Source organism: Anabaena sp. TISTR 8404 (genome assembly GCF_056847745.1).
The window spans coordinates 4433722-4450680 of record NZ_CP180578.1 but is presented as its reverse complement, the minus strand read 5'-3'; the positions used below and the strand labels follow the sequence as shown (position 1 = coordinate 4450680).

At 40.6% G+C, this 16959-nt stretch carries 14 protein-coding genes; 12 read left to right on the top strand and 2 right to left on the bottom strand.

Going from position 1 to position 16959, the window contains the following annotated elements; all coding sequences use genetic code 11:
* The first annotated feature begins 130 nt into the window (after positions 1 to 130).
* The 4 genes from cobJ to ACMX3D_RS19265 all read left to right on the top strand — a co-directional run bounded on the left by cobJ (position 131) and on the right by ACMX3D_RS19265 (position 5039).
* Positions 131 to 1843 (top strand): precorrin-3B C(17)-methyltransferase, encoded by a 1713-nt coding sequence (cobJ, locus tag ACMX3D_RS19280; protein ID WP_482747480.1) that lies wholly within the window; start codon positions 131 to 133, stop codon positions 1841 to 1843.
* A 49-nt stretch (positions 1844 to 1892) separates the two neighbouring features.
* Positions 1893 to 2039 (top strand): hypothetical protein, encoded by a 147-nt coding sequence (locus ACMX3D_RS19275; protein WP_482747479.1) that lies wholly within the window; start codon positions 1893 to 1895, stop codon positions 2037 to 2039.
* Positions 2040 to 2514: 475 nt separating this feature from the next.
* On the top strand, positions 2515 to 4008 hold the full coding sequence (locus ACMX3D_RS19270; protein WP_482747478.1) for an MBOAT family O-acyltransferase: 1494 nt from the start codon (positions 2515 to 2517) through the stop codon (positions 4006 to 4008).
* Between the two features lie 8 nt (positions 4009 to 4016).
* Positions 4017 to 5039, top strand: a complete 1023-nt coding sequence (locus ACMX3D_RS19265) for a hypothetical protein (protein WP_482747477.1) — start codon at positions 4017 to 4019, stop codon at positions 5037 to 5039.
* A gap of 93 nt (positions 5040 to 5132) precedes the next feature.
* Here the strand turns inward: ACMX3D_RS19265 and ACMX3D_RS19260 are convergent, their stop codons facing one another.
* A complete protein-coding gene (locus ACMX3D_RS19260) occupies positions 5133 to 5972 on the bottom strand; it encodes a prephenate/arogenate dehydrogenase (RefSeq protein ID WP_482747476.1) in 840 nt (279 codons plus the stop codon).
* Between the two features lie 115 nt (positions 5973 to 6087).
* On the opposite strand from ACMX3D_RS19260, the gene ACMX3D_RS19255 reads away from it, so the two are divergent.
* The 3 genes from ACMX3D_RS19255 (at position 6088) to ACMX3D_RS19245 (ending at position 9252) form a co-directional block, all read left to right on the top strand.
* A complete protein-coding gene (locus ACMX3D_RS19255) occupies positions 6088 to 7653 on the top strand; it encodes a pentapeptide repeat-containing protein (protein ID WP_482747475.1) in 1566 nt (521 codons plus the stop codon).
* Positions 7654 to 7696: 43 nt separating this feature from the next.
* A complete protein-coding gene (locus tag ACMX3D_RS19250; protein WP_482747474.1) occupies positions 7697 to 8290 on the top strand; it encodes a DUF1517 domain-containing protein in 594 nt (197 codons plus the stop codon).
* Positions 8291 to 8358: 68 nt separating this feature from the next.
* Positions 8359 to 9252: a hypothetical protein gene (locus ACMX3D_RS19245; RefSeq protein WP_482747473.1), complete on the top strand. Its 894-nt coding sequence runs from the start codon at positions 8359 to 8361 to the stop codon at positions 9250 to 9252.
* 144 nt (positions 9253 to 9396) lie between these two features.
* Here ACMX3D_RS19245 and ACMX3D_RS19240 read toward each other — a convergent pair whose 3' ends face one another.
* Complete coding sequence (locus tag ACMX3D_RS19240; RefSeq protein WP_482747472.1) at positions 9397 to 10017, bottom strand: Uma2 family endonuclease; 621 nt, start codon at positions 10015 to 10017, stop codon at positions 9397 to 9399.
* Between the two features lie 397 nt (positions 10018 to 10414).
* On the opposite strand from ACMX3D_RS19240, the gene ACMX3D_RS19235 reads away from it, so the two are divergent.
* The 5 genes from ACMX3D_RS19235 to tsf all read left to right on the top strand — a co-directional run bounded on the left by ACMX3D_RS19235 (position 10415) and on the right by tsf (position 16844).
* Entirely contained in the window at positions 10415 to 11113 is a 699-nt protein-coding gene (locus ACMX3D_RS19235; RefSeq protein ID WP_482747471.1) for a hypothetical protein, read from the top strand.
* A 149-nt stretch (positions 11114 to 11262) separates the two neighbouring features.
* On the top strand, positions 11263 to 11889 hold the full coding sequence (locus ACMX3D_RS19230) for a Uma2 family endonuclease (RefSeq protein WP_482747470.1): 627 nt from the start codon (positions 11263 to 11265) through the stop codon (positions 11887 to 11889).
* A 492-nt stretch (positions 11890 to 12381) separates the two neighbouring features.
* Positions 12382 to 14700 (top strand): DUF2610 domain-containing protein, encoded by a 2319-nt coding sequence (locus tag ACMX3D_RS19225; RefSeq protein ID WP_482747469.1) that lies wholly within the window; start codon positions 12382 to 12384, stop codon positions 14698 to 14700.
* Positions 14701 to 14952: 252 nt separating this feature from the next.
* Positions 14953 to 15750 carry a 30S ribosomal protein S2 gene (gene rpsB / locus ACMX3D_RS19220; protein WP_482747468.1) on the top strand — a complete coding sequence of 266 codons (798 nt, stop codon included), beginning with the start codon at positions 14953 to 14955 and terminating at the stop codon, positions 15748 to 15750.
* A 149-nt stretch (positions 15751 to 15899) separates the two neighbouring features.
* Complete coding sequence (tsf, locus tag ACMX3D_RS19215; protein ID WP_482747467.1) at positions 15900 to 16844, top strand: translation elongation factor Ts; 945 nt, start codon at positions 15900 to 15902, stop codon at positions 16842 to 16844.
* Positions 16845 to 16959 lie beyond the last annotated feature (115 nt).

The window sequence follows — 16959 nt, the reverse complement described above, 5'->3', positions numbered from 1 at the left end:
ACAAATTATTTTGAAGAGCGATCGCACTTACTAACGTGACAAAAAATCAAACGTCAAAAAGCAGTACATCTATGGTTTGATTTGAAAGATATCAAATTTGCCAGATTTCTATTCAAGTTCAAGAACTCTCATGATCAAGGTTGCACCTGCTGTTGTCGTTTTGGGTCAAAATAGTGTAGCAATAGCCCGTAAAATAATCAGCGTCCTGCCAGGAGCAACATTATATGGTTTAGCAGACCGTACCTCTGGGGTTGACGTTAGCTTTACAAATTTTGGTGAAACGCTGCGCGAGTTGTTTGCTGCGGGAACTCCGTTAATTGGTATTTGTGCTGCTGGGATTATGATTAGAACTTTAGCCCCCCTGATTTCTGATAAACGTCAGGAACCGCCAGTGTTAGCTGTGGCGGAAGATGGTAGTGCTGTAGTTCCCCTGTTAGGTGGACTGAATGGAGTGAATGATTTAGCACGCCGCATTGCTGAGGTACTAAATGTTAACCCAGCAATTACAACTACAGGAGATATTCGCTTCCGCACAGCTTTGTTATCGCCTCCCCGTGGCTATTATTTAGCAAACCCAGATGACGCTAAGACTTTTATTTCCGATTTGTTAGCAGGGGCGCAGGTAAGATTGGAGGGAACTGCACCTTGGTTGAGTAATAGTCAATTGCCAATTGACGCAAATGGAGATTTAATCATTCGAGTTACAGAAAGATTAGTTACTCATACTGTTAATTGTCTTGTTTACCATCCTCAAACTGTAGCAATCGCCATTACTCATCCCTCTGTTAATTTAACTACAGTAAAGCAAATCCTTGCAGATGCCGAACTTGCACCCGCATCTGTAGCTGGCATATTCGCCCCCCTTAGCATTGCAGCAAATCCAGAAATTCATACTTTAGCTGATGCTTTAAACGTACCTGTCCGCTTTTTTCACCATGAAAGTTTACTTACACCAGGTTATAACCCTGCACAAGCAATCGCACTCGCGGCAACAGGCTCATCTGCTAAACTGATTCCTACTGCATCTACTGAGATAGCACTGGCCATTGCACCCGACTTAATTGACTCCAGCAGTATCGGTCAGCCACGCGGTAAATTAGCAATTATTGGCACTGGCCCTGGTGCAACGCAGTGGATGTCGCCTGAAGTCAAAGAAATTCTCAAGTCAGCTACTGACCTTGTGGGGTATAAAACCTACATCGATTTAATTGGTTCTTTAGCTGATGGTAAGCAACGCCATGAGTCTGACAACCGCGAAGAAATTGCACGGGCAACAATGGCGCTGGATTTAGCAGCCACAGGAAAGTATGTCGCTGTCGTTTCCTCTGGCGATCCTGGTATATATGCAATGGCGGCGGCGGTGTTTGAAGTACTTGACCGTTCTCCCAAACCAGAATGGGACAGTGTAGAAGTTCACGTTGCGCCAGGAATCTCAGCAATGCAGGCGGCGGCGGCGGCGGTTGGCGCACCTTTGGGACACGATTTCTGTGTAATTTCACTATCAGATATTTTGAAACCTTGGTCAATTATTGAACAACGAATTGCAGCGGCGGCTGAAGCAGATTTTGCGATCGCATTTTACAATCCTGTTTCCAAAGACCGCACTTGGCAACTTGCAGCCACCAGAGATATTTTGTTGCGCTATCGCACACCAGCAACCCCTGTAGTGTTAGGTAAAAACCTTGGCAGGCCGGGACAAACAACGCAAGTAATTTCTCTTGACCAATTAACACCAGATGTCGCCGATATGCGGACAGTAATTATTGTTGGTTCTAGCCAAACTAGAATTATCAAACGTAGTGATGGCAATATCTCAGTTTATACACCTCGTCGGTATGGCTAATTAATTACAGAGCTTTTTTAAATGACCTCTACCTAGAGATAATGAGTATTTGATTGAGCCAGAGGTAAATGTTAAACATTTTGATGTTCAAGAACGCTGGTCAAGTTTAGAAGTTGTTGTTGTTGCGATCGCTTTATCGAAAAAAGTAAAAATCGGCAACAACGAAGTAACTCACATTTCTATTGCACTCTCTTAACTTTACCTAATTTTCATAAATTTCATACTTGAGTTTTCTATGCCTGCGTAGTCATACATAACTTTGCTATGTAAAAATAAACAGGCTCAAATGCTGTTAATGCAAGGGTTTCAAGTTGCAAGTAAAAATTATATACCTACGTAGAATATTCAATTTTACTGGCGATCGCCAATTCTAACGTTCTACGCGATCGCCAAAACTGTTATTGGTTAGATATTGGGTTAACTGTTTTCAGCAAATCACTTCAACCCCTGATTGGTAAGTATTTTAGAGATTTTAGTACGTTTGTATATGTGAAGCTCAGGCTAGAAAAAATGAAAATTTGAACAAGAAATCTTAAATGAAAATAAAAAATATTATTATTTTTATACATGTTTATACATAACAACCCAAAACTTGTTACAAAAAGCACATTTTGTCCAAATAACCTCTCTGTAACATTGCTAAACATTTAATAATAATCTTTTTAGAGAATATGCTTTTTAACTCTATAGAGTTTATATTTCTGTTTTTGCCATTAACTCTGTTAATATTTCGCACTCTTAGCAAACATGGCTATTATCGTTTAGCAAGAACATCATTATTACTCGCTTCTTTATTTTTTTATGGTTGGTGGAATCCTAAATATCTCTTGCTGATGCTGATTTCAGTTACTATGAATTTCTTTTTCAGCTTCAGTATTAATAAGTTGTTTGATTCACCACGAAAGAAAAAAGCAATTTTCATACTAGGCGTAGCTTTTAACCTTCTACTTATTGGTTATTACAAATATGCCAACTTCTTCCTTTCGTCAGTAAGCAGCTTGTTTGATATAAACTTTGAATTACAAGCGATTATCTTGCCATTGGGGATATCATTCTACACTTTTCAACAAATAGCTTTTTTAGTTGATTCATACCGAGGAGAAACAGAATATAACTTTTTAGATTACTGCTTATTTATTACCTTTTTTCCGCAACTAATTGCAGGCCCGATCATTCATCATGCAGAAGTGATGCCGCAGTTTGCAAGTAAGAAAATATATCAATATAATCCCGAAAATTTTGCAGTGGGATTAACTATTTTTAGTATAGGGCTGTTTAAAAAGATAATTTTTGCAGATGGCGTTGCAGCTTATGCCAGTCCACTATTTAATGCTACTGCTCAAGGTATAGTGCCAGGATTTTTAGAATCTTGGGTAGGTGTAATCGCCTACACGCTTCAATTGTACTTTGATTTTTCTGGCTACTCTGACATGGCAGTTGGCATAGCCAGAATGTTTGGCATAACTTTACCTGCTAACTTCTTTTCACCTTATAAAGCCATAGGAATCAGCGATTTTTGGCGTAGGTGGCACATTACTCTCTCCAACTTTCTGCGAGATTACCTTTACATTCCTTTAGGTGGTAATCGTCAAGGAGAAGTCAGACGAAACATCAACTTAATGATCACTATGCTACTAGGTGGATTGTGGCATGGCGCAGGCTGGCAGTTTGTCTTTTGGGGTGGATTACATGGAACTTATTTGATTATTAATCATCGATGGAACGCCCTACAAAAAAGAATTGGCTGGAAAGATAACTGGTTCACATTAAAAGCTGCTTGGTTAGTAACTTTTTTAGCTGTTGTAGTAGGTTGGGTATTTTTCAGAGCAGACAGCCTAGGATCTGCTTTTGTGATATTGAAGAGTATGACTGGTTTAAATGGCCTATCATCAAATACTAATTTAGAGTTAGATAAAAGCGCGATCGCTTTTGTGGTACTTTTATTAATTTTCACTTTGTCGATGCCCAACACTCAAGAGTGGATGAGCAAATATGAGCCTGTGTTGGAATACGACAAATTAAGAAAACTTTCCCGTAACAATTCATTTTGGAATAAATTTGTTTGGCATCCTAACACCTTCTATGCAATTGTTACCGCAGTAATCACTGTATTTTCACTTTTGCATCTGACAAGAGTTAGCGAATTTTTATATTTTCAGTTTTAGAGGAATTTATGTATTCTTTCATTTACTTGACCGTAGCAGGGATACTGTTAGGCTCTATTGGCTTGTTTAATTTATTAGTTGACCCCTTTTGGTATAAGGATGGGAATAAAATCACAAAAATTAATCTTACTTTCAATGAAAGAGTGACAAAAACTAATCTTTTAAATAGAGGAGATGCATCAAAATATGATTGTCTAATTTTAGGAAGTTCTAGACTCACTCTTGTAAGTACAAAAGCATTCAAAAAAAATAATTGTTTTAATTATTCTTTTAGTGCTGGGACAGCAGAAGAATTTCCAGTTTATGCAAAGTATGCTCAAGAAGTTGGAGTGAAAGCAAAAAGAGTATACGTAGGTATTGATGGTTTTAACTTCTTACCTGCTACAAAAATGTCTGAATTTAAATCAGATGTTAAAGTGCCAAAACCTACTCCTATATATAATAATTATTTTTTCTCTATAGATGCTTTAAAACTCTCTTTCCGAGCAATTACTACAAATGCTAATAATATTAGCTTTAATGACGCAAGAGAAGTTAGATATTATGATCAAGATTTCCAAGGCAGAGTGTTTTCATCAGTTCCTAAATACGAGCCTAAATTTGTAGATCAGAAAACCAGTGAGGAATGTGATTTTTCTCGCGTCAAGTATTACAAGCAAATCCGTAATGTGTTCCCAAATGCAGAAATAGTTGGTTATGTTGCACCTGTATCTGCATGGTCAGTTTACAACGATGTTTATGCAAAAGGCTTGCTAAATTGCCAAGCACAAGGGATTTATAATGTCTCCAAGAATTTCAATGTTACTTATGATTTTTCTCAACCATCAGAAATAACAGAAAACCCCAAAAATACTTATGATGGCAGTCACTATTACCCCTACATACATGATCAAATAGCCAAAGTATTAGAAGGTGAGCAGTCTGATAATGGCATTATTGTCAATAAACTTACCCTTGAGCAATATCAGCAAATTAATAACATCAAGCTGAAAGAATTTTTGCAAAAACAAGGCAGAGAGGATTTATGGTAATTCTGTCTAATACACTCATTGGTAAAGTTTAGGCAAAAGCGATCGCCTACTATCCTCTGTTCATAACTCAAAACAATACCTCTACAAAGCTTCCTACTCAGTAAACAAAGGTCTGGCTTGTTGCGTTGACTGCAACTTTGCTTCTAAAGTTGTCCAATCTTCCTGTTCAATCAAGTTAATAAAGTCATCCAGGTTTTGGCGATATTGTTGCAACGAACCTAACAATGCTTGGCGATTATACCTTGCCATCATTACCCCTAACTCAGGGTTTCCCCCACCCACACGACTGGTATCTCGAAAACCGGAACTAGCTAAATTTTGAGCTAACAGTAAAACTTCTGAGTCAGTTTCACCCATACAAGCAGTAATGAGTGAAGCACTCACCATAACAGGTAAATGAGAAATCCAACTCACAGCGCGGTCGTGTTGTTCTGGTTGGCAATGGTAAATTTTAGCTCCAAGCGATCGCACAATTTCTTCTAAAATAGCGATCGCATCTTGAGGTGTGGTCGCATCTGGTGTAATTACGTAAGGTCTATCCACAAACAAATTTTTTTGCGCCGCTTCTATGCCACTATCTGCCGTTCCCGCCATTGGATGACCACCCACAAACCTTTTCCATAATGGAGAAACTGCTTTAACTATCGGTGCTTTCACTGAACCAACATCAGTAATAATCGTAGCGACGGAAAGATGTGCAATTAACTGTTCAACTTGGGGAACAATAAGGGCGATAGGCGTACAAATAAAGATAATGTCTGCGGCTGCTAACAAACTCATATCTACAGAGGCTTCATCGACACTGCCAAGGGCTACTGCTGTTTGACAGGTAGATTCACGACGACTCACTCCTAAGACATGATGACCTTGCGATCGCAAATCATAACCCAAAGAACCGCCTATTAAACCCAAACCTAAAATACCAATATTCATAATTTTATTTAGACAGTTTGTTTTTTATGTACATTCTGCATACTTTACCAATTAAAGAAATAAATTTAATTCTTTTGACTTTTAACTTTTGACTTAATATTTATGGGTAGCATCAATGACTGTAGAGGAATTGCTCGAACAATACGCAGCAGGGGTTACAAATTTTAGTGGTATCGAACTTTGTGAAGCAAACCTGAGTGGTGCCAAACTCAATGGTATCAATCTCAGAGAAGCTAATTTGAGCGTGGTAAATCTTAGTGGGGCAAATCTCAGCGAGGCTGACTTAAGTTATGCCAAATTGAATGTGGCTCGACTCAGTGGCGTGAATTTTGTCGGTACAATTATGAATCATGCCAGCTTGAATGTAGCAAACTTGATTCGTGCAGACCTTAGCCGCGCCCAACTGCGAAGTGCTTCCTTGGTACGTGCTGAGTTAATTCGGGCGGAACTAAGTCGTGCTGACTTGTTTGAAGCTAACCTCAACAATGCTGATTTGCGTGAAGCTACACTCCGAAAAGCAAATCTTCGTCGCGCTAATTTAAGCGAAGCCAGTTTAAAAGGTAGTTCCTTGGCTGGTGCAAACTTGGAAATGGCAAACTTAAACGCCGCAGACTTGCATCGTACTGACTTTAGTGGTGCCAATTTACGAGATGCTGAATTTAAACAAGCAAACCTGACCCACGCTAATCTCAGTGGTGCAGATTTAAGCGGGGCAAATCTTCGTTGGGCTGATTTGAGTGGCGCAAATCTCAGTTGGGCTGATTTAAGCAATGCAAAATTGAGTGGTGCGAACTTGATGGGGGCAGACTTGAGCAATGCTAATTTAACTAATACCAGTTTTGTCCATGCAAATTTGACTCAAGCAACATTAATCAAAGCAGAATGGATTGGTGCTGATTTAACAGGCGCAACCTTAACTGGAGCAAAACTACATTCTGCCTCAAGGTTTGGGCTAAAAACCGAAGGCATGATTTGTGAATGGGTTGATCTTAGCCCAAAAGGCGATCGCTCGATCATCCAAAAATTTGAAGCCGACGACCCAGGCGACTTTTTTAACGAAACGCCTCCCACCATTCGCATCATAGTTGATGCCGCCCTCGAACCAGAAGCCAACTTTGCCCTGGCTGGCGCTTATTTCCAAATCGCTCAAGAATATCGGGTTATCAAGCAACCCCCCAGTATGGAAATTGGCCGTCGCCGGACTGTTTTTACATTCCGAGTAGATAGTGATGAAGCTTTATTACCCACCGCCTGTATTGCCATTCTGCCTTTTAGAGATGCCACCAGTACACACAAAAGCATTTATCAAGTAGTAGAACTGCTCAATCAAGAAGATATATCCAACTTAGATATAAAAATACCCCATCGGGTGAAGCAATTGACCACGCTGATCGAACAAGCTATTAGTCAGGCTCAGACTATTAGGCAAATGAAAAAAAATCTAGAGTTAGCAGCAAAATTAAATTTTTTTAAAGCGCCCACGCAGACCATCTTAACTAATTCCAGCGCCCAGACGTTGACAGTATACGATAATCCCAACTTTGGTAAAAAATTTATTAATACCTCGCAAATAGATGCGGCATTCTTAGCTGATAAATCCAGCGAAACAACCACAAATGCACCACTTTCGTTAAATATAGTTGTAGATTTTCTCAAAAGCTTCCACTATATCAGTGAATAAGAAAATCTTGATATTGCCAGAAACGAATTTTTGGAGGTAGCAAATGCGTGATACCTTTAACAGAATGGTAGGTCGGACTCGCTATGTAGTTTGTCGCTTGTTTATCCACCTAGGCGGGTCGGATGTCGCACCAATTTTAGGCGTATTAAATCGCGGTGCGAGAGAAGCGATCGATGCTGATGGTGATATGCAGGTTTTAGGAGAAGTACTAGTTGAACTGTGCGAAACCCTGCTGCGATATGATGAATACTGGATGTCTGCTGCCAACGAAGGCGACGTATTTTGGAATGAAGGCGAAGCAGGCGATTATGTCAACGAGTTATTTACTGACTCAGCCGAAAGATACGGTGCTGATATTGATTGGGACTCTCCCTCTGGCTTTGATGAACCTTTATCCGTCCCGGTGACGCGTAATGTTGTGATAATGATTACCGTAGCTTTTGAAGGGGAAGTACCAGAGTTGGAAACAGACCTATCAAATATTCAAGCACTCAAAGAAGGTTTAAAAGCTTTAATTAATTTGCACTACAAAAACAAACTTCGAGCCATTCAAGTACATTTTTCGCCAGCACAGTTAGGCGACGAACTGACAAACGATCAGCTGTTGCAATATTACCCAGAATTGATACCTTTGTAAATTGTTGGGTTGTCCGTACACCACCCATTTTGAGAAGTTGTTAAGCTCGGAGATAAGACAATACTGCAATGATCATGACCATATTACGTAAATTTACAGTTGTTGTTTTAGCCTTGAGTTTGTGTATAACAACTGTTGCTTGCGGGGGCGGAGAGCAAACTACTCCCACAGGACGGAATGTTAGCCAAACCTCTACTGCCACCAAACTCAGTGATGGTCAGTATCAAGTACAACAAGCTACTTATGACGATGGCACAGGGGAATATACGCTGTTTTTACTGAATAGTAAACCCCCAACCTTTACAACCGAAAATTTGCAAATGGCACGGCTGACTGATGAAGAAATCAAAGAGGGTAAGAAATCTTACCTGAAGGTAGAAAATGGCCAGCCAGCTTTGTACCTCACAGAAGACTTTAAAATTGAGTACGTCCACAACGTTACTCAAACTCAAACTAATCCCCAAACAGGACAACAAGAAACAGTTGTTGTTCGGCGGGAAAACAGCTTTTGGTCACCCTTTGCTGGTTCTTTAGCTGGGAGTTTAGCAGGTCAGGCAATTGGTAGTCTGTTATTTAGGCCCCAATACTATGTACCACCTGTTTATCAACCAGGCGGAGTACTAACTGGTTTTGGTGGTTATGGTTCTAGCTATGACGAAGCTGTTAGCCGTTACCGCAGCCGTTATAATGCACCACCAGCAGCAGTGAGAAATCGTACAGCTTTCCGCACCACAGGCAATATTAGAAGAACATATCCTAGTGGTAGTGGTTCCACTGTCCGCACTACTACCCCTCGCAGAACTACAGTTAACCGTCCTAGTGGTTCTGGGTTTGGTGCTAGTGAACTGCAACCATCGGGTAGATCTAGCACTACCAGACGTAATTCAGGTAGTAGTTTTGGTAGTGGCGGACGGAGTCGGACTCCTAGCCGTAGCGGTGGTTTTGGTAGCAGAAGACGTTAATTAATTTGCAGTTCAGTAGTTAGCATCAAAACTATAATTTGTGTAGGTTGGGTTAAAAATAGTGAAACTTAACCTACGCATTTTTTTAGGTAAAGTTTTAGTTTTTCTACCCGTCGAACTGACATTGAATTATAAATTTAAAAGTTATACTAAACCAGCTTGAAAAATTTGATTTGGAGTGAGATTTAATTCGGGAAAAGTCTGAGAGATAATAGGACTGCTATCTCGAAACTTGCTAATCTGATATTCTCCATCAACTAAATTACAAACAGATATTGTCGGTTGTTTAGGATTACCAATAAAATTACGTCCACCCAACGCCGCATAATCTATAATCCAATACTCGGCAATACCCATCTCTTCATAATCAGCATATTTCATGTAATAATCGTCTCGCCAGTTAGTTGACACAACCTCAATTACCAAAGGTATCGATGCACCTAAACTAATGGTAGATGCTTGTTTCCATAATGGTTCATTTGCCAGATTTGTCTGATTTAGCACTAACACATCAGGAAAATAACCAGAATCTTTTTCCAAAGGTCTAACCATAGCTTGGTTAGGTATAAAGAAAGGAATGTCTAATCGAGAGAACTCAACTGTTACTTTTTTTGCTAAAAAACCCTTGATTTCTTCATGATCTCCTACAGGTTGTGTCATTTCAACAATACTTCCATTATGTAATTCGTAGCGAACTCCTGAGTTTTCAGGCAGCCAATCCACAAATTCCTCAAAGGTTACTAGCTTGGGTATGGCTTGAGTCATAGCTTGTGAAAGTTCTTAGTTTGAAATTATTATCTCTAATTTAGGCGGCTGCGGACAGCTTGATAACTACGGTTAAGTACATTGGTATAATTATATATAGTTGTTTTACATCCTTAAAGCTGTTTTCCCCTGAAGCGTTAAAGTATATGTAGAATATACGTATACTCTCAGGCTAATGTTATATCAAATAACTGTAAAAGTTGATGCTGATTCTGTTTACCATCAACCATATAGATTAACAGTAGATCACTTTATTATCGACGTAATACTTAGTCAAAATAATGTGGTAGAAACTCTAAATCTTGCTTTAAGAGTAAAAAATTACCAAGAATTTTTGCCAGAATTTAGCTCAAATATAGAAAGTTGAATTACCCAGATAAAGTTACGAGATTCATCATTGTCATTTTATCTAATCGATATTGCACAGCATATTGAAGCTCTCGGTAGTTTTTGGTTTGGAATCAAAAAAATATATTGGGAAAATCCTAAAAGGAGTTGGATAGCTGAAACACTAGAAGAAAAAAAAGACTTGGAATGTATAACAAACCACTTCCAGGAAGAGTCTCATGAGAATATATGTTACAAAGAAATGGCTCCTGAAATGTTGGAATCGCTTATAAAGAATCGTCAGCTTCATCAACATTTAGTTCTGCCAATGTCCTTTTACCGAGAAGGATACAATGAGTTTATCTCCAAAAGATATACAAGTTCCTTCATTAATTTCTACTTTTATCTAGATGATTTGTATGGACAAGGCAAAACGAAAAATAAAGAGATAGAAAACCTATTTAAGTCATCAAAACATATTAGAAAAGCTTTTGAACAAGCAATAAGTTTCTTCCAAGAGCAAGACAATTCTGAAAATTTGGAAGAGTTGAATAAATTTTTGGAAATAGAAAGAAAAACTTTAAGTGTTGATGGACTAATTGAACTGATTGTACAAATCCGTGGTAATTTATCACATTTTTCTCAGAAAAGTTCTAAAAAGAAGGGACACCCCTTGAATCAGCGAGACTTTAGAAGTGTTGCACTGTTAATGAATTTAATTTGTATGTTTACATTTGTACATCTGACAACTGGTGAGCAACCACAATAGTACGATCTTCAAATCTTCTAATTTAGATTGCAACTCACCTAATTGATTTTGAGGGTTGAGACAGTGGTAGGACTAAAAAGCGATCGCTGGCAATACTTGAAATCAGCCATACTGCTAGACTGAAGGCATTGATTAGGCTAAGTTGACCTATGACCATTGCAATCGGCCAACCAATACAACAGCAACCACTCAATTTTGACGAGTTTGTTGCCTGTTATGGTGGCGATAACCGCTACGAACTGATCGATGGAGAGGTGTTCGACTTAGAACCAACAGGCCAGCATGAAGAGGTTGCAGCCTTTATTACCGCAAAGATATGTGTCCAGATTGAGAAAAAAGGCTTACCTTGGTTTGTGCTTCAGCGGGGACTATTACGCCCTTTTAACATGGGGATGACAGCATTTCGACCAGATGTTGCAGTTATTGATCGAAATGAACTTGCCAAAGAACCGCTTTGGTCTGACCAGTCAATCCTGACGCTGGGTAGTTCGATTAAATTTATAGCGGAAGTTGTTAGTAGCAACTGGCAAAATGATTATGCCCGTAAGGTAGAAGATTACGCAGTTTTAGGCATTCCCGAATATTGGATTGCAGACTACGCTGGGTTAGGTGGTACTCGACACATTGGGAAACCCAAACAACCTACCCTCTCTATCTGTACGTTAGTGAATGGAAAGTATGAAATTCAGCAGTTTCGGGGCAATCAGACCATCACCTCTCTAAGTTTCCCAGATTTAAAACTGACGGCTGAACAGGTGTTGAAAGCTGCTAGGTAAAATTGCCATGATTTGGCTATCCTCAAAATCAAGTTTGCTAAACTAGTCGCCAATTTGTTGAACTACTGCCTAAATTTGGGTACTGTTGTTGAAATCAAGTGCGATCGCTTCAGCCTGTAATCCTTATGAAAAATAAATTTAATAAAGCTTTATATTCGTCATGAATCAAAGAGCGAGCGCCGAAAAGCCTTGGTTTTCCAAGCCATAATATCCAAGTTATCCGTAGATGCGCGATCGCCCCTAACCAAAAAATTGAATTTCTCTAAGTTTGTGACCACGTTAAAAATTTAGACATATTTTTCCGTAAGCAACGCAAGGTTGAGTATAATCACATAAATCTATGAAAGTAAGAGGTGTCAAGAGATTTTGGCGGAGCGATCGCTGAGAGTCCAATATTTCTTACCACCGCATAACTTCATCATTAGCTGGCTCCCCTGCTTATTGGAGATAAGATAAGCTATGCTTCTGTTTTCTGCCTGGAAATTCTTCAAGTTGACTCCGCTGGCATTAGTACTTTCCCTGGCTGTATCAGGGGTATCCACACTGCTATTCCCCATAGCTATCGATCAGTCTAAAGCAGCAGAAACAACTCAAGCAGTCACAGGAGTCAAGCTGAGTCCATCAAAACGCCTTGCCTTAGTTGTCGGTATCAATGAGTATCCTGAAGACCCTCTAACATTGCCAGTGAGTGACGCACAGCTGGTCAAGCGAGAACTAGAGTCAGTTGGTTTTGAGGTAACACTACTTATCAATCCGACAAAAGGAACTTTGACAGAAGCTAGAGATGCTTTTGTAAGAAAGGTAAATAGCTCTGGTGATAACGTCACAGCCTTATTTTTCTTTGCTGGACATGCGGTGCAGTTTGACGGACACAACTACTTGCTCCCAGCTAAATCTAAGCTTCTTTCTGCACCAAGTGAGGCCGACATCATTGATCAAGCAATGGATGCACAATGGGGTATTCTGAACTATCTAAGTAAGTCAAAAGCTTCACAAGTAATCTTCGTCCTAGATGCCTGTCGCACTAATCCTTTCAATCCAGGGCATCGAGGTACTAGAAGTCCTGGACTAGCAAAGATAAATGTCAACCCTGGTGGCCCCGACACGTTTATTTTGTTTGCTGCTTCACCAGGTCAAGTTGCTTTTGATGGAGATAAAGGTGCATCCAACAGCCCTTTTAGCGAAGCCTTTGCTAAGGCAATCTCTCAACCCGGTTCTTCATTGGAAAGTGTATACAAGCAAGTAAACGAGCAAGTAAAGAAAACCACGGATGGTAAACAGCGTCCCTATCAGGAAGGAGTGCTGTTTAACTTTGAGTTCCGTGAAGCTGTCGCTGCTCCGGTAGTGGCCTCTGGACAAGCTCGATTGCTGGAAACAGGGTTTGAAAAACGTCAGTACGATATTGTTAAGGATGGCTACAAACTGCTCAGGCAGACCTTAGCTAAAAAATCAATCAACGATATCCAAAAAGCTGCTGAAGGTGGAGACGCAGAAGCACAGTACTTACTGGGAATTGCCTACAACGCTGGTGAGGGAGTTGCTGCTGACTCAGAACGAACAGCTTATTGGTTAAGGCGGGCAGCAACCCGTGGCTTTAGTCGCGCCCAATTTGCTTATGGACAGCGACTTTATTGGGGTTGGGGAGAGACACAAGTCAACAAGAAAGAAGGATTTGACTGGTGGTTGGTAGCTGCCGAAAATGGTAATGCATCGGCTATGTTGGAAATTGGTGACACCTATCTCTATGGGAGAGAAGGGGTTCCAGGGCAAGACCTAGCCCAGGCAGAAAAATATTTCAATCAAGCGCTATCAGTTGGGGCATTAGAGGCTGAAACCTATCTCGGCCGTCTTTATGCAGAGAAGGCAAAAAAAGCTCAAAAAGCAGGAGACACCAAGACGTTTGCACAAGCCAGTGAAAAAAGACTAGCTTACTATCAGAAGGCTGCTCAAAAAGGCTCCTCCGATGCCATGTATTGGTTAGCTCAGATGTATCGTTATGGCGATTATGTCAAAGTCGATTTGCCAAAGGCAATTGAATGGTACAAAAAGTCCACATCCGCTGACAATAGTTACGCGGCTGTAGAGCTGGCACAGCTATATGCTGATGAGAGTGCAACAGGATTAGGGAAACCACAACCTGAAGAAGCAGCCAAGTATTTCCGCATTGCTCTGAACCTGGGTTCTAAAACTGCTGGCGTAGAACTGGCTGACCTAATTAGAAATGGTAAAGTTCAAGTTACTCCCAAGACCTCTAAAGAAGCAATCCAGCTTTATGAGCAGGCTGTTGTTGATGGTTCTTTGAGAGCAGCAGCTCACCTGTCAGATCTTTACCTTAAGGGACAATTGGGAGCAAAAGATCTAAAAAAAGCTGAACAGTATGGGCTAAAAGCCCTTGAACTAGAGAAAACGACGAAACCAGATAGCGAAGATGCCTGGCCGATGTATGTACAGAGTGCTTATAGCAATCTGTTGAGGCTTTATAAAGAGGAAAAGTTACAGCCAGCCAAACCCCAGTTAGTTAAAGCTATCGAGGATCGGGTTGGTAGCCTAAACGGTAATCTGAAGCGCTTTACTGTTCCAATAACCTGCGGAACTATAAAGACTCCTTTCCATCTCTATGTGTGGGATTGGAAACTTAATGAACCCCCAACGACAGCCCAGTTCGATTGGATCGAAAAAGCAAGAGGCTGTGAAGTTCCCAAAGATGTCGTTGAGGCATTTGATAAGCTGTATAAGATTGCACGTGAGAATAATGTTTCTTTCCAAGAGCTAACTGTTTATGCGTTAAGTAATGCTAACCAGAAGAAGTAGTGACTAACTAAGTACCTCCATCAAATCGTGTGAAGCTATCAGGTAAATAACTGAAGCACTCATTATATTTAATACTTAGAAATCTACGTGTTTGTCACGTTCGGAAGGTTGATCCTTGCTTTTATTCACAATTAGCATAAATGTGTTACCCTAGTAGAGTTGTCTAAATTCCGCACATCCAGGAGTTCGGGTGTTTTCTGCTGTGAAAATACGCCTGGGTGGAGGTTTAACCCGAATAGGAGTTAAGAATATATGCCAGTCGTTTCATTGGCTCAAATGATGGAGTCAGGAGTTCACTTTGGGCATCAAACCCGCCGCTGGAACCCAAAAATGTCTCCGTACATTTATACTGCCCGCAATGGTGTACATATTATCGACTTGGTGCAAACAGCCCAGTTGATGGAAGATGCTTACACCTACATGAGAACTCAAGCAGAGCAAGGTAAAAAATTCTTGTTTGTTGGTACTAAGCGTCAAGCAGCAGGAATTATTGCTCAAGAAGCATCTCGTTGTGGCGCTCACTATATTAACCAGCGCTGGTTAGGTGGAATGCTCACCAACTGGTCAACCATCAAAACACGGGTAGAACGTCTGAAGGATTTAGAACGCCGCGAAGAAAGTGGCGCTTTAGATTTATTACCCAAAAAAGAAGCTTCCATGCTGCGTCGGGAAATGGCAAAGCTGCAAAAATACCTCGGTGGAATCAAAACCATGCGGAAAGTCCCTGACGTGGTAGTGATTGTAGACCAACGCCGGGAATATAACGCAGTTCAAGAATGCCAAAAACTGTCAATTCCCATTGTGTCCATGTTGGATACCAACTGTGACCCTGATGTTGTGGATATTCCCATCCCAGCAAATGATGACGCTATTAGATCTATTAAGCTGATAGTTGGCAAATTGGCGGATGCAATTTACGAAGGCCGTCATGGTCAGCTGGATGTAGAAGAAGAATACGAAGATTACGAAGGCGCTGAGGAAGATTACGAGTACGACGAAAGTGACTACTCTGACTCGTTGATTCCCGATGATGAAGATGAAGACGAATAAACTATGAAGTTATGAAGTATGAAGTCTGAAAGATAAAACTTCACACTTCATACTTCACACTTCAGACTGTCTTCAGTTCTGAGTAAGATAGAAATACTCAACGCCCGTAAGCGATAAAAACTCTAGGTCAAGTTAGGAATTGAGGCAACATGGCGGAAATATCTGCAAAACTCGTCCAAGAGCTACGCCAAAAAACTGGTGCAGGCATGATGGACTGCAAAAAGGCGCTAAAAGAAACTGATGGCGACATTGAACAAGCTATAGATTGGCTACGGAAAAAGGGCATCGCTTCTGCGGGTAAAAAAAGCGATCGCATCGCAGCTGAAGGTCTAGTAGACACCTACATTGTTCCAGGCGGCAAAGTTGGTGTACTCATAGAAGTTAACTGCCAAACCGATTTCGTTGCCCGAAATGATGCTTTTAAATCTTTAGTTAAAAGCCTCGCACAACAAGCTGCTACTGCTGATAGTGTTGAATCTTTGCTGGCTCAACCTTACATCGGAGATAACAGCATCACTGTAGATGAATTCATCAAGCAAAGTATTGCAGGCCTTGGTGAAAATATCCAGGTACGCCGCTTTGTCAACTTTGCAGTAGCAGACGGTACAGCAGGAGTAGTAGACAGCTACATCCACACTGGTGGTCGCGTTGGTGTACTAGTTGAAGTAAAATCTGCTTCAGAGGCAGCTGCGGGTAACGATGAATTCCAAGCTTTGGCACGGAATGCGGCAATGCAAGTTGCAGCTTGCCCCAACGTTGAGTATGTCAGTGTAGACCAAATCCCTGTCGAAATTGTCAAAAAAGAAAAAGACATTGAAATGGGCAAGGAAGATTTGGCGAACAAACCTGAGAACATCAGAGAAAAGATTGTTCAAGGACGGATTGAAAAACGTCTGAAAGAAATGACTTTGCTCGATCAGCCTTACATCCGCGACCAAAGTATTTCTGTGGAAGACTTGGTGAAACAAGTTAAGGCGAAAGTCGGTGAAGAAGTTCAAGTCAGCCGCTTTGTGCGCTACATCCTAGGTGAAGGTATTGAGAAGCAAGAAACTAACTTTGCTGAGGAAGTTGCTGCTCAAATGGGAGCGAAGTAATTTGGTCAAGAGTCAAGAGTCAATGGTCAATGGTTATTGCTTTTGACTATTGACTCTTGACTATGGACAAAGGACAAATGACACTTTTTAAGACAGGTCAGCTTACACTAAACTG

Excerpts from the sequence above, each read along its gene's own strand:
- cobJ (WP_482747480.1), top strand. The coding sequence starts at position 131 with ATGATCAAGGTTGCACCTGCTGTTGTCGTTTTGGGTCAAAATAGTGTA.
- ACMX3D_RS19270 (WP_482747478.1), top strand. The coding sequence starts at position 2,515 with ATGCTTTTTAACTCTATAGAGTTTATATTTCTGTTTTTGCCATTAACT.
- ACMX3D_RS19265 (WP_482747477.1), top strand. The coding sequence starts at position 4,017 with ATGTATTCTTTCATTTACTTGACCGTAGCAGGGATACTGTTAGGCTCT.
- ACMX3D_RS19260 (WP_482747476.1), bottom strand. The coding sequence starts at position 5,972 with ATGAATATTGGTATTTTAGGTTTGGGTTTAATAGGCGGTTCTTTGGGT.
- ACMX3D_RS19255 (WP_482747475.1), top strand. The coding sequence starts at position 6,088 with ATGACTGTAGAGGAATTGCTCGAACAATACGCAGCAGGGGTTACAAAT.
- ACMX3D_RS19250 (WP_482747474.1), top strand. The coding sequence starts at position 7,697 with ATGCGTGATACCTTTAACAGAATGGTAGGTCGGACTCGCTATGTAGTT.
- ACMX3D_RS19245 (WP_482747473.1), top strand. The coding sequence starts at position 8,359 with ATGATCATGACCATATTACGTAAATTTACAGTTGTTGTTTTAGCCTTG.
- ACMX3D_RS19240 (WP_482747472.1), bottom strand. The coding sequence starts at position 10,017 with ATGACTCAAGCCATACCCAAGCTAGTAACCTTTGAGGAATTTGTGGAT.
- ACMX3D_RS19230 (WP_482747470.1), top strand. The coding sequence starts at position 11,263 with ATGACCATTGCAATCGGCCAACCAATACAACAGCAACCACTCAATTTT.
- rpsB (WP_482747468.1), top strand. The coding sequence starts at position 14,953 with ATGCCAGTCGTTTCATTGGCTCAAATGATGGAGTCAGGAGTTCACTTT.
- tsf (WP_482747467.1), top strand. The coding sequence starts at position 15,900 with ATGGCGGAAATATCTGCAAAACTCGTCCAAGAGCTACGCCAAAAAACT.